This window comes from Flavobacterium sp. FG19 (assembly GCF_057809475.1).
The window spans coordinates 1-13,077 of the sequence record NZ_JBMDKA010000057.1 but is presented as its reverse complement, the minus strand read 5'-3'; the positions used below and the strand labels follow the sequence as shown (position 1 = coordinate 13,077).

15 protein-coding genes are annotated in these 13,077 nt (G+C 36.0%); 11 read left to right on the top strand and 4 right to left on the bottom strand.

Translation table 11 applies throughout. The annotated features are described in order from the left end of the window. Positions 1-275: 275 nt before the first annotated feature. The 3 genes from ACODST_RS27400 to ACODST_RS27390 form a co-directional block, all read right to left on the bottom strand. Positions 276-1,076 (bottom strand): ABC transporter substrate-binding protein, encoded by an 801-nt coding sequence (locus tag ACODST_RS27400; RefSeq protein WP_488935279.1) that lies wholly within the window; start codon positions 1,074-1,076, stop codon positions 276-278. An 82-nt stretch (positions 1,077-1,158) separates the two neighbouring features. Continuing rightward, positions 1,159-1,977 (bottom strand): orotidine-5'-phosphate decarboxylase, encoded by an 819-nt coding sequence (gene pyrF, locus ACODST_RS27395; protein ID WP_488935278.1) that lies wholly within the window; start codon positions 1,975-1,977, stop codon positions 1,159-1,161. Between the two features lie 110 nt (positions 1,978-2,087). Further along, positions 2,088-4,271 (bottom strand): DUF5723 family protein, encoded by a 2,184-nt coding sequence (locus ACODST_RS27390; RefSeq protein WP_488935277.1) that lies wholly within the window; start codon positions 4,269-4,271, stop codon positions 2,088-2,090. 161 nt (positions 4,272-4,432) lie between these two features. Between ACODST_RS27390 and ACODST_RS27385 the strand changes: the two genes are divergently transcribed. From ACODST_RS27385 to ACODST_RS27335, 11 genes are all read left to right on the top strand, one after another. Beyond that, positions 4,433-4,906, top strand: coding sequence for a Dps family protein (locus ACODST_RS27385; protein WP_488935276.1), 474 nt, complete (start codon positions 4,433-4,435; stop codon positions 4,904-4,906). Between the two features lie 106 nt (positions 4,907-5,012). Continuing rightward, positions 5,013-5,198, top strand: coding sequence for a CsbD family protein (locus ACODST_RS27380; RefSeq protein WP_379823628.1), 186 nt, complete (start codon positions 5,013-5,015; stop codon positions 5,196-5,198). A 163-nt stretch (positions 5,199-5,361) separates the two neighbouring features. Beyond that, complete coding sequence (locus ACODST_RS27375; RefSeq protein WP_488935275.1) at positions 5,362-5,913, top strand: helix-turn-helix domain-containing protein; 552 nt, start codon at positions 5,362-5,364, stop codon at positions 5,911-5,913. Positions 5,914-5,934: 21 nt separating this feature from the next. Then, on the top strand, positions 5,935-6,384 hold the full coding sequence (locus ACODST_RS27370) for a response regulator (protein ID WP_488935274.1): 450 nt from the start codon (positions 5,935-5,937) through the stop codon (positions 6,382-6,384). Positions 6,385-6,399: 15 nt separating this feature from the next. Further along, positions 6,400-8,184: a CHASE3 domain-containing protein gene (locus ACODST_RS27365; RefSeq protein ID WP_488935273.1), complete on the top strand. Its 1,785-nt coding sequence runs from the start codon at positions 6,400-6,402 to the stop codon at positions 8,182-8,184. A gap of 143 nt (positions 8,185-8,327) precedes the next feature. Next, positions 8,328-8,894, top strand: a complete 567-nt coding sequence (locus tag ACODST_RS27360; RefSeq protein ID WP_488935272.1) for a DUF4142 domain-containing protein — start codon at positions 8,328-8,330, stop codon at positions 8,892-8,894. A 48-nt stretch (positions 8,895-8,942) separates the two neighbouring features. Then, positions 8,943-9,590 (top strand): porin family protein, encoded by a 648-nt coding sequence (locus tag ACODST_RS27355; RefSeq protein WP_488935271.1) that lies wholly within the window; start codon positions 8,943-8,945, stop codon positions 9,588-9,590. Between the two features lie 40 nt (positions 9,591-9,630). Further along, positions 9,631-9,783, top strand: a complete 153-nt coding sequence (locus tag ACODST_RS27350) for a lmo0937 family membrane protein (protein WP_488935270.1) — start codon at positions 9,631-9,633, stop codon at positions 9,781-9,783. Positions 9,784-9,833: 50 nt separating this feature from the next. Then, positions 9,834-10,118, top strand: a complete 285-nt coding sequence (locus ACODST_RS27345) for a YtxH domain-containing protein (protein ID WP_488935269.1) — start codon at positions 9,834-9,836, stop codon at positions 10,116-10,118. A gap of 37 nt (positions 10,119-10,155) precedes the next feature. Next, positions 10,156-10,509 carry a hypothetical protein gene (locus ACODST_RS27340; RefSeq protein ID WP_488935268.1) on the top strand — a complete coding sequence of 118 codons (354 nt, stop codon included), beginning with the start codon at positions 10,156-10,158 and terminating at the stop codon, positions 10,507-10,509. Between the two features lie 40 nt (positions 10,510-10,549). Further along, the gene (locus ACODST_RS27335; RefSeq protein WP_488935267.1) at positions 10,550-10,927 is read left to right on the top strand and encodes a hypothetical protein; all 378 of its coding nucleotides are present in this window, start codon (positions 10,550-10,552) and stop codon (positions 10,925-10,927) included. A gap of 504 nt (positions 10,928-11,431) precedes the next feature. On the opposite strand, the gene ACODST_RS27330 is transcribed toward ACODST_RS27335, so the two are convergent. After that, on the bottom strand, positions 11,432-12,763 hold the full coding sequence (locus tag ACODST_RS27330) for a DUF5723 family protein (protein ID WP_488935266.1): 1,332 nt from the start codon (positions 12,761-12,763) through the stop codon (positions 11,432-11,434). Positions 12,764-13,077: the final 314 nt, after the last annotated feature.

Sequence of the window (13,077 nt, the reverse complement as noted above, 5' to 3'; positions counted from 1 at the left end):
TAAGACATTAACTAATATCCAACAAAGTAATAACAAGATCTTAACAGCATAAGATTGATATATGTCGGACATTTGTAATGTAATAAACTGGTTATTTATTATTTTGGTTTTGGTTAGTTAAAACAATGCCGGCGTCCATAAGATGCCGGCATTATTTTTATAGGTTAAATTCAAAAAAAATCAAATGAAATTCCAATAAAGAAAATTCCAATTTCCAATTTTAGACAGAGTTTGGATTTTGGAATTTGAATTTTGAAATTTCAAAAAATTGTATCTTACGTCTTTAAACGTTCCTGTAAAAGTTTAAAATAAGCAAAAGCTTTTAATAACCGGCTTCCGTGCCAGGAAAACATTTCGCCGTCTACAAAAATGGTTTTGGCGTGATGGGTAAACCTGCCAATTTCAAAAGCATCTTCTTCTTTAAAAGGATAGGGTTCAGAAGAAAGAAAAACGAGATCAGGATCGCCTTCTAAACGCATTTTCTTTAATTCGATTTCAGGATAACGTCCTTTATCTTCATAGATATTTTTAAAATGGTTCAGCTTCAGTAATTCATTTATATAGGTATCCTTTCCTGCTGCCATATATGGATTTTTCCAGATAAAATACGCCGCTTTCTTTTCCGGGATATCCTGAATGTACTTTTTAAAATCGTTTAAAGCAAAAGTCAGTTTGTCATTCCATTTCTGTGCCTCAGTCCTGCAGTTAAACAATTGTCCGAAATCAGAAATCATCCGGAAATTATCTTCAACAGAGACAATATTCGTTACCCAGACCGGACAAATCTCCTGTAATTGTTTTACAATTTCTTCAGTGTTTTCTTCTTTGTTGCAAATGATGATGTCCGGTTCCAGAAGCTTTATTTTTTCAAAATGAATCTTCTTGGTACCGCCTGCAATCTTTTTGGTGGATTTAAAATGAAACGGATGCACACAAAACTTCGTTATTCCTATTATTTTTTCTTCTAAACCTAAATCGTACAATAATTCTGTTTGAGAAGGAACCAGCGAAATAATACGTTTAGGAGCCGTCTCAAAAGAATGAAGAGTTCCTAACTGGTCTTTTAATTGTTTCATAGTTATCCGTCACGGTATTCAGTTTTCAGTCTCAGTTTTCAGTCTCTGTATACACTGTGACTGAAAACTGAGACTGAAAACTCTATCTATTAGCTATAATCTCTTCCATTTCCTGCTGTACTCTCAAAGCTTCTTCTCTGGCCTTCTCGGCAAAATCAGTTCCTTTTGAAGCGTATATAATCGCTCTGGCTGAGTTTACCAGTAAACCTATTTTATCGTTCATTCCGTACTTACATACTTCAGACAGACTGCCTCCCTGAGCCCCAATTCCCGGAACCAGTAAAAAACTATCCGGAACAATTTTTCTGATATCAGCAAAATATTCAGCTTTGGTTGCGCCTACCACATACATTAAATTTTCGCTGTTTTTCCAGGTTTTAGATGTTTCCAGAACTTGTTTGTACAATTCCTTTCCGTTAGCATTTAAAGTCTGAAAATCAAAAGCACCTTCATTTGAGGTTAAAGCCAGCATGATGGTATGTTTATTTTCAAAAGCCAGAAACGGTTCTACAGAATCTTTCCCCATATACGGAGCCACGGTGACACTGTCAAAATTCAGATCTTCAAAAAATGCTTTGGCATACATACTCGAAGTATTTCCGATATCACCTCGTTTTGCATCGGCAATAGTAAAAATATCAGGATGTTTTTCGTTGATATAATTGATTGTTTTCTGCAGAGACATCCATCCTTTTATTCCGTACGCTTCAAAAAAAGCCGTATTAGGTTTATATCCTACCGTAAGATCATGAGTAGCATCAATTACCGCTTTATTAAATTCAAAAATAGGATCTTCTGTTTCTAATAAATGAGGCGGAATTTTGGTCAGATCAGGATCTAAACCAACGCATAAAAAGGATTTTTTCTTAAGAATCTGTTCGTGTAGCTGTTGTGTTGTCATAGTATTTTTTTAGGCCTTTTATTCAAAGAAACCGTTCTTTTAAAAAGTATGCAAAAATAAAAAAAGCCATTCAATAAAGAATGGCTTTTCGCTTATATATTCAGTGAGGGCTATAAATTGCCTAAATAAACAATCTCAGTTCTTCTGTTTTCGGCTCTTCCTGCCGCTGTTTTGTTTGATTTAACCGGTTTTGAAGCTCCGTATCCTTTTGATATTAAATTAGCCGGATTTACTCCTTTTTCGATCAAAAGATCCATTACGACTTTGGCTCTGGCCTCAGATAACTTCTGGTTGGCTTTGGCGTTTCCTACGTTATCTGTATGTCCGTTAATGGCAAATTTAGCATTTGGATAGTTTTTCAGGATTTCCTTAATCGCGTCCAGTCGGCCTGAAGTTTCCCCTTTTTTGGCATCGTCCAAAGTGGCTTTTCCGGTTGTAAAGAAAATAGATTTGGCTTCTACTTTTAACTGTGCCAGCGTTTCTTTGGTTACTTTTGGACAGCCTTTATTATCGGCAGGTCCTGCAACCAGCGGGCAGTCGTCATCTTTATCCAGAACACCGTCTTTGTCTGCATCCAGATCCGGACAGCCTTTGTTTTCTATCTTTCCGGCTTGATTCGGGCAGGCATCGTCTTTGTCTAAAATACCATCTCCGTCAGTATCCGGCCATGGACAGCCTTTGTTCTCTACCGGACCTGCTATTGCCGGACACGCATCTACATTATCAAGTAAGGTATCTCCGTCTGAATCTTTCCACGGACAGCCTTTGTTTTCTTTTGGTCCTTTTGTATCCGGGCAGGCATCGTCTTTATCCAGAACACCGTCCTGATCCGTATCCGGCCATGGACAGCCGTTATTGGCAGCCGGACCTGCTACTTTTCTGCAGGCATCTTCTTTATCAATAATACCGTCACCGTCTGTATCTTTAAACTGTTTTTCATATACCGGAATTTTCATGCCTAAATAAAAATCAGCTCCTTTTGATTCTTTAGAAATCAAATTGCTGACCACAGAACCGGAACCAATGAAGAAAACACCTAAACGCAGACCTGATCCAACCTGCATTCCGCTGTATTCCATGTAAGATACAGGTACATAAAAACTAAACCATCTGCTTTCGTAACGAGGTGTTAAGGTTACTCTGTCGGCAATTCCGTATGAATTTAATTTGTTATCAGACACCATACTGATGTCTCCGTTAAGGTTCAGATAGAATTTTCGGTACATATTCCAGTCTACATCAGCATGAATGGCAGTTGGCAGATTGGTTTTTACGCCTTTTGAAGACGAAATTTTGGTGTAATGCTCGTTAAGGAAATCATACAAATTATCAGCATCATCAATCATCTGCTGTGTTATCATTCCGTTTACATTATAGGTATCTATTTTTGAGTTTTTGTAGTTAATAGAACCTATATCTGTTACAGACAATCCAAAACGTAATTTATACTTGTTCAGGTCCCTGAAATTATTATCAGCCGGTCCTGCATTTCTTAAATCGTACTGATCGTAATCCGGACGCCATTCGTACACCAATCCGAAATCGAAACCAAAACCACGCGATTTGGCATCAAAATCATATTCTTCATTGTTTTCCCAGTCCTGACTTCCTCCTACTGTAATTTCTCCAGTAGAAATTAATCTTCCGTCCTGCGGATTGGCTGTGTTTTCAATAAAAGCAACACTCACGTCTTTTCCCTGCACATAGGCATTAGCTCCTCCCTGCAGGTATTTGGCAGTTAAACCTCCTTTTAAAAAGTGCTGATTGTTTTGATATAAAACAGCGGCATATGAAATACCAAGTTCTCCCCAGGCATTTGCAGAACCGTTTGGACTGCCTAAGTTGTAATTAAAATTGCTTGACTGGTCCAACCCGTCTTTAACCTGATCTACCAGAAATCCGTTGATCTTGTTTACATTGGCAATAGATCTTGCTCTGGTAAATACAGCCAAAGTGTGTTTAGGAGCAATATTAAACATAAACGACGGCCCCATGATATCAAAATTGGCCAGTCCGTTGTTAGCATTTTTTGGCGTCATTACAGACTGCCTGTCAAAGTCATATCCGTCTTTGTAAACATCAAAAAGTTTAACCCCGTATAAATCATTCTGAACAGAACCACTGATCGAGAATAAGTTAATATCAGTTTTAAATCGGGAATCGGCGATAGAGGCCGGATTAAAAAGTACACTCTGAACACCAGCATAATTATCATGAAAATAACCCAGATAAGACTGTGCACCGGCTTTTAGAGAGGCAATAAAAATAAATACGATAAGTAAGTTTTTCTTCATTAATAATAGGGGTTTAAGTTTTAACAGCGGCAAAACTACAATATTCAAATCACTAAAATGTTATCAAAACATTGAATTGATGTAACATCTTTCGTTAATTATGTAAAAAAGAGCGTGCACTTGTTTTTTAATTTTGAAACAAACCCTAAAATCAGACCATTATGAGTCCAAACATCGGAATATCCAACGCAAATCTTAAAAAGAGCTCTACTATATTAGCTACGATTTTATCTAACGAAATGACACTGTATGTAAAAACCCGAAAGTTTCACTGGAACATTTCAGGAAACAGTTTTATGGAACTGCATAAATTGTTTGAAGAACAATATCGCATTCTGGAGGCGCAGATCGATGAAGTCGCTGAAAGAATAAGCCAGCTGGGTGAAAAAACAATAGGCACGATGAAGGAATTTATTGAGAACTCTACCCTGAAAGAATCGCCAAAAGAATATACTTCACAAAAACATATGCTGGAAGAACTTCTGGAAAACCACGAACAGCTGGTAACGGAGTTCAGAGATTATATTCCGGTTTTTGAAAATGAGACCCATGATGCCGGATCGGCTGATTTTGTTACGGGCCTGCTGCAGGAACATGAAAAAATGGCCTGGGTTTTACGCCGTTATCAAAGCTGAAAAAAACACGAAATGTGAATTATACAAAAGGGATCAAAATTTTTGTAACACCGATAAAGCTGATAATTTGCAATTTTACGGTAACAAATTATAAAACAAATTGATCATGAATACGACAGAGATAAAAGGAAACTGGAATGAGTTAAAAGGAAAGCTGAAGCAAAAATATGCTGAGCTGACAGATGATGATTTAATGTTTGCTGAAGGCAAAGAAGACGAAATGTACGGAAAGCTTCAGCAAAAACTGGGAAAAACGAAGGAAGAATTTCATAAAATTCTGTCAGATTTGTAATCCTTGATTACTCAATCAGGAAATACCGTCTAGTAATAAATGTATTAGACGGTATTTTTTTGAGGCTTTTATTGATTTTTATCACTGTTTATTGATTCTTATAAAACATTAAACGCGGTAACCACGAATAATTTATTTATCTTTAACCAAATTTTTTTCTAAAATGAAACTATTTATAAAGTTCGACATTAATACCATTTGTTCGCTTTATCTCAAACAAAACCTTGAGCAGCAAAATATCAATTTTACTACTTTGGGATTTGGTGAGATAGAAATTGATGACAATCTGGATGCGGATGCACTCGAAGCTTTAAAAAATAATTTAACCCCTCATGGTTTTGAAGTTGTTGAAAACCAGAAAAGTGTTTTAGTGCAGAAGATAAAAGATGCTATAATTGAGCTTGTTTTTATGGAAGACAGCAACAATTATAAAAGTTCTGTTTTCCTGGCTGAAAAACTAAATCACAGTTATGGTTATTTATCGAATGTTTTCTCAGAAGTGACCTATTCGTCTATAGAAAACTTCATCATTTTACAAAAAATTGAAAGGGCAAAACAATTGATTATCATTAATGAGATGAGCTTAACCGAAATCGCCTTCCTGTTAAATTATTCCAGTGTGGCGCATTTGAGCACACAATTTAAAAACACGACCGGAATTACACCTTCGGCCTTTCAGAGGATAATCAAGAAACGCAGAGAAAATCTAAAATAAAAACCCAAATACCACACTAAAATGCAGAAAAACGCATTAAATATTTTACTGGCGGATGATGATGAAGACGATCGTCTTTTTTTTAAAGATGCTTTTGAAGAAATCAAAATACAGACAAATGTTGAATTTGTTCACGACGGAATGCAGCTTATGGACCATTTAATGGATACTTCAAATAAGCTTCCGGATATTTTGTTTCTGGATTTAAATATGCCTAAAAAAACGGGTAAGGAATGTTTAATTGAAATTAAAAAAACAGAACACCTTAAAGATATCATTATCGCGATCTACTCTACTTCTTCTTCTGAAGAAGACATTGAAGACACCTTTATTCAGGGCGCCAATATTTATATTAAAAAACCAAGCGATTTTAACACGCTGAAAAAAATAATTAATGAAGTCGTGACCGTAAACTGGCACTATCATACCTCAGGGTTAAATCGTGATAATTTCTTGCTGCGACTAAAATAAAATAATAGTATACCAATGAAATGGATACCAAATTTTAATTCTTCAAACTCTTTGAGAGTTATTTTTGTAATCGCAGTTTTCATTCTGTTATTTCTTTCTTCTATTGCTTACAAACATAACCAGGACCTGAACGAGTCCAGTAAACTGGTTATGCATACGTATGAAATAAACATTCAGTTAGAACGGTTAATGTCAGCTATTAAGGATGCCGAAACCGGTCAGCGCGGGTATATTATTACCCGTAATGCCCGTTTTTTAACGCCTTATATTTACTCGCGCGACAAGGTAAACACTTCATTTATTACGTTAAAAAAATTAACTGCTGATAATCCGAAACAGCAGGAAAATCTTCGAAAGCTGTTTAAACTTATTATACAGCGTTTTGTTTCTTTTGAAAACTGCCTAAAATACAGCGATCCCAAAACATATGACAAACGAAAACTCGACAATCATATGTTTGGGGGGCGAATCCTGATGGAGAACATTCGTTTTAAAGTAGACGAAATGAACGACATCGAAAAAACGTATCTTAAAAACCGGCTTAAAATTTATGATGCCGAGATCTCTTTAAGTCCGCTGTTTTCTATTTCGCTGTTCCTGACAGCCTTGTTTTTTATTCTTTTATCGTACAGACAAATCAGTAAAGATTTTCAGAAATTAAAAGTCTACAACAAAAAGCTTTTAATTTCAAACGGTTTAATTGCCGAATCTGAGGTAATTGGTAAATTCAGCACCTGGCAATGGGACCTCGATACCAACCATATTGATTATTCAGACAATCAGTATCGTTTATTAGGATATGAACCGGGAGCTTTTGTTCCTAAAAAAGAAACTTTCTTAAGTTTCGTGCATCCTGATGATAAAGAAACGGTCTCTAATTCTATTGAAGGCATCTTAAAAGACAAACAGCTGCCGTTTGTGTATTACAAAATCCTGCTGCCAAGCCATGAAGTACGTTACTTTAAATCGACCGGAAAATTACTGACCGATCAGCATGGAAGTAAAATTTTGCTTGGAATTAATTTTGACATTACCGATGAGCATCTGTTAAACATTGAATTACAAGAACGTAACAGACAGCTCGAAAAAAGTAATAAAGAGCTGGCTTCCTTTAACCATGTAGCAAGTCATGACCTGCAGGAACCTCTTCGTAAAATACAGACTTTTATTTCGAGGGTTTCTGATGCTGACAAATCGGTCATGTCGCAAAGCGCGAGAGATTATCTTTCTAAAATTGAGGTTTCGGCCAAAAGAATGCGTGTACTGATTGATGATCTTCTTTTATTTTCGAGAACCAACACTACGAAAAAAGAGTTCATTAAAACCAATCTGAACGAACTGCTTCAAAATGCCGAGTCTGAACTAACCGAAATAATTGATGAAAAAAGCGCTGTTATTGTAGCCAATAAACTGCCAAGGCTTTCGGTTATTCCGTATCAGATCGAACAGCTTTTTATTAATCTGATCGGAAATTCATTAAAATACAGCAAACCCAACGGAGTACCTTCTATTACAATTGAAGCTTCAAAAGTAAACGCAGAAGATTATCCTGAAATACTGGATCAGAATATTAAAAAATACCATAAAATTACGTTTACAGATAACGGAATGGGATTTGACCCTCAGTTTAAGGAAACTATTTTTATTTTATTCCAGCGTCTGCATTCTAAAACGGATTATCCGGGAACAGGAATCGGGCTGGCCATTTGTAAGAAAATCACAGACAACCATAAAGGCTATATTATGGCCGAAAGCGAGCCGGACAAAGGCTCTGTATTTACCGTATTTCTTCCTGATTAAGCGCTGTCAGAGCCTTAAAACACTCATATCTTAAACGTTATATAAATTCTTTATGGGAATTATATAACGTTTCTTTTTTATGCTGTAAGGCAAATCGCCGTATTCGTTAGCATCTTTGTAATGTAATCCTTGAGGAAGTAAAAATGAAAACAATACCCGTATCAAAAGTTATCTTTTTTAAAGTACTTTTTTTATTAATTATCATGAGCATTACAGGATGCAAAAAAAATAATTCAATAGAAAGCACCTATAAAAAAAATGAAACTTTTGCTAAAAATGAAAAAGAAGAGACCGAAGTTTTCTTTTTTATTGAAACGGCTAATATTGGTAAAACGATTATTTCTAAAAGTCAGATTGCACAACAAAAAAGTTCAGAGCGTTCAGTAGTGATTTTAGGTAAAAAAATCGAAAGGCATCAAAATCAGCTGCTGCAGGATATTACAGAATTGGCCAACAGAAGACTGGTTATCATTTCTGAAATAAATGCAGCCCACAGAAGCGATACTTACGAACTCATTACCGCCAATCCATCCAATTTCAACAAGGTGTATTTAAACTCTATGAAAGAATGTCTGGAAGAGCAGATTAAGTTACTGGAAACCGTTTCAAAAGAAACCAACGATAAAATAATTTTAAAATTAGTATTGAAATACCTGCCTGAACAATACGATCTTTTAAGGGAAACCGAAACTAAGATCAAAGAAAATTAGAAGAAACAATTATTTAAAAGCCCAAATTACTAACTAAATTATTTTATTATGAAAATGCGAACTAATTTTTTATGCGCCTTAACCCTTTTTATTTCAGCTTCATTTGGAATGCTGCACGCTCAGGACAATAATGTAAACACAGAGTTTGGTGTAAAAGGAGGATTTAATATGTCTAACCTGTACGGAAGCGGTGATGATGTAGACGACAATAATATTTTATACGGCTTTAATGCCGGTTTATACGCGACACTGCCTGTTTCAGATTTTGTTGCTATTCAGCCTGAGATCTTATTTACAACAAAGGGTGCTGAATTTGAATACAACAACGCTCTTGCCAGCGGATCGACTAAATTCAAATTAAATTATATCGAAGTTCCTCTTTTAGTAAGAGTTAACATTACTAAAAACTTTAATATTCATGCCGGTGGATATGCTTCCTACCTGGTAAGTTCTAAAATAAAAGGAGAAGGAGATGTTGAGTTTGATCAGGACATCGACAGAGACGATTTGAACAAATTTGATGCTGGTATTGCTGCCGGTTTAGGTTTCGATTTTAACCCGATCAGTATTGGAGTTCGTTACAACTACGGTCTTACTACTGTTGGAAAAGAAAGAACTGTTGCCGGAACTACCTATACTGTTCCGGATGCCAAAAACAGCAACTTAACTTTATACCTTTCGTATAAGCTGAATTAAGAAAAAATAACTTCATTACTAACCTCTTAAATAAAAAGCCATGTCAAATTTATTATATACCGTAGCGGTAATACTGGTTATACTATGGGCACTCGGTTTCTTTGTTTACAGTTTTGGAAACATCATCCATATCCTGCTGGTAATTGCCATTATTGCGATCCTGCTGAGACTGATCAAAGGACGGGAAATTTAAACTTTAATCAACATTAAATAAATATATTAATCTATTAAAAATCAAATATTATGAAAGCATCTAGCACAATTTTAGGATTCGCAGCTGCCGCTGCAGCAGGAGCATTATTAGGAGTTTTATTTGCTCCGGACAAAGGTTCAAACACCAGAAAAAAAATCAAAGATAAATCGAAAGATTACAGCGATAATTTAAAATCAAAATTTGATGGTATTGTAAACACAATCTCTTCAAACGGTAAAGAAATCATTGAAGAAGGAAAAGCAAAATTCAATCAGGTAAAAGAAGATTTCAACGCTGTAAAAGATGAAGTAAAAACGGCGAAATCGAACTACTAAATACAAGTGATTTTTTCAAACCATAAATATCTATATCATGGAACCAAATGCAACAACAAACGAGGATCTGAATCTTTACGAAAAAGCTGAAAATTATACTAAAACAAGCTTAGAATTACTAAAACTTAAAACAGTATGTTCAGTGGCCGATGGTGTGTCATCATTGGCATCAAAGATGGCGGTTGGCGTAGTTGTTGCATTTTTTACCCTGTTTCTGAATGTAGGTTTGAGTTTATGGATTGGCAAAGAACTGGGGGAATATTATTTCGGCTTTTTTATTATGTCCTTTTTCTATCTGATAGTGGCCATTATACTGCACAAAACGCATCACAAGCTGATTAAAACCCCAATTGGAAACTCGATTGTTTCGAGCATTCTAAAAGAGAAATAAAAACTGATTTAAAACCAATTAATGACTAAACCAGACTATTATGGAGCCTATTTATACAATTGATGAATTAAATCAGAGAATAAAACTATTAGAAAACCGTCAGGACGAAGAATGGTGTGCGATAAAAGACCATATCGACGATCTTAAAGAAAACCTGAAACCCATTAACCTGATCCGAAACACGGTCGAAGAAATCAACGAAACGGTTGGTTTTAAAAGCCATCTGGCACAATCGGCTATCAGTATTGCGATTGGTTATCTGGCCAAACGTTTTATCGTTGGAAAAGGCGATTCGATGTTTAAAGGCATTTTGGGATCTATCGTTCAGCTTATCGTAACCAATCTGGTTTCAAAACCTGCCGAATCCCCGCATGATACTTCAGATGACGAAGCATCATCATCCTATGAACCATCGTAGAGAGTAAATTGTTGAACATAAAATTTTAAACGTTATGGAAAAATTAAGCCACATAGTATTAAAAAACGGTGTATACATGTACTCTAACCTATATAAATGTTTTGAATACACGAGAGTATTTTTCGGTATCTAACCCGCTTATACGTTTCAGTTACAACAAACGATTAAACGGTTAATACTTCACTATATTTTTAAGGTTCTGAGGTGCTAAGGTACTAAGACGCTGAGATTCTAAGAATCTAAGTTTTTTTCTTAAAGTAGTTTAGTGCAAATATTTAGAACCAAAAAAGAGACTTTTTTACACCAGTAAAAGAGTCTCTTTTCTTTTTTTTTAAACTAAGCGGCTAAATGGCTCAGTTAATAAATAGGCTTACTGAATAGTATTACCCCGTATCAAATACCTTTGCAAAAAATCAAAAAAAGAGACTTTTTCACACCAGTGAAAAAGTCTCTTTTCTTTTTACTAAAAACCTTAGCGCCTTAGTTCCTTAGCACCTCAGAACCTTAATTATAATTTTGATAAATAGGCAGTTTTAAACCTACATATACATTGGCTCCCTGAGTGTTATTAGAAAACAAAGTAGAGAAAAGCGTACCTGATCCTACAAACAAAGGTCCGGCCCTGAATCCTGCCCCTATCTGCGTACCGCTGTATTCCATATACGTTACCGGAACATAAAAACTAAACTGTCTGGTTTCGTAGCGGGGTGTAAAAGTAACCGAATTGGCAATAGCAGTTCCGTTTACCTTTTTAGCATCTACCAGACTGAAATCAGTACTGAGGTTCAGATAAAATTTGTTATCAATATTCCAGTCAAAATTGGTGTGCAGCGCTGTTGGCAAATTGGCCTTTACTCCTTTTCTGGTGGCTGTTTTGGTATAATTGGCATCAAAGAATTCAAAAATATCATCTGCATTGTCAATGTCGTCCTGAGTGACACTTCCGGTCAGATTATAGGTATTCTCTACCATATCTTTGTAATTTAATTTTCCAATATCTGTTACAGCAACGGCTGCTTTCAGCTTATAACGGTTTCCCAGACAGGTGTGGCAGTTGGTGCGGTATTCATACGTAAAACCCAAATCGACACCCACACCGGCAGAACCCATATCAAACTTTGGGTCTTTATCATTTTCATAATCGTAACTCGCAGCGGTTCTCAGCGTTCCTGTTGAGTAATACTGACTCATAGCAGGATCGGCTTCATTTTTATTGAAGGCCACATTTAAGTCCGTTCCGTTAATGTAACCGTTTACTCCTGCCATTAAATATTTTACGGTGATACCGCCTTTAATAAAATGGTCGTCACGATCAAACAAAACAGTTCCGTAACTGGCCCCAATTTCGGCCCAGGAATTTGTAACACCATTTGGGTTTCCGCCCGAAAACATAAAACTGTTCGAAACGTCGAGATCCTTGTTTAGCTCGTTAACAAGCTCTCCGTTAATTCCGGTAAGATTGGTTACACTGCGTACACGGCTGAAAACACCAATACTGTGCTCCGGCGTAATGTTGAACATAAAGGACGGCCCCAGAATATCCACATTAAAATTCCCCCGATTGTTGGTTTTAAAAGTCTTCTTTGCATCCGTATCCAGATCGTAACCTCCGTCAAATACTTCGGCTAAATTAATACCGTACAAATCGTTTTGTCCGGTTGCGCTGGCCGAGAAAATAGTCACATCCGCACGGTACTTAGAATCTACAATAGACGACGGATTAAACAGTACTCCCTGAATTCCTGCGTAATTATCGTCTCTGAAACCAAAATACGACTGCCCCTGGCAATAAAAAAAGCTTCCAAAGAAGCTGCATAATAGTAAAGTTTTCTTCATAAATTCGTTTTAGTTGGTTGGCTGGTAATAGTCCTTTGTTGATCAAAGGTTTACAAATATTAAACAAAAAATGCCAATAAAAAAGGGTATTTTCCCCTAAGTTGCTGATTATCTTTGTTTTTAAGAAAAGCTTTATAATTGGTATTGTAATAGTGATAAAAAAAGGTACAAAGGGGCAGAGTTTATTTTAGAGGTTCAGAGGTACAGAGGTACAAAGAGGCAAAGTTTTTCTTCTGTGACTTTATTATAAGTTGAAGGCCGGACTTGCAGTCCTTTTTTTTGTTTCTTACTCTATAGTTCTGATATTTTTCAGT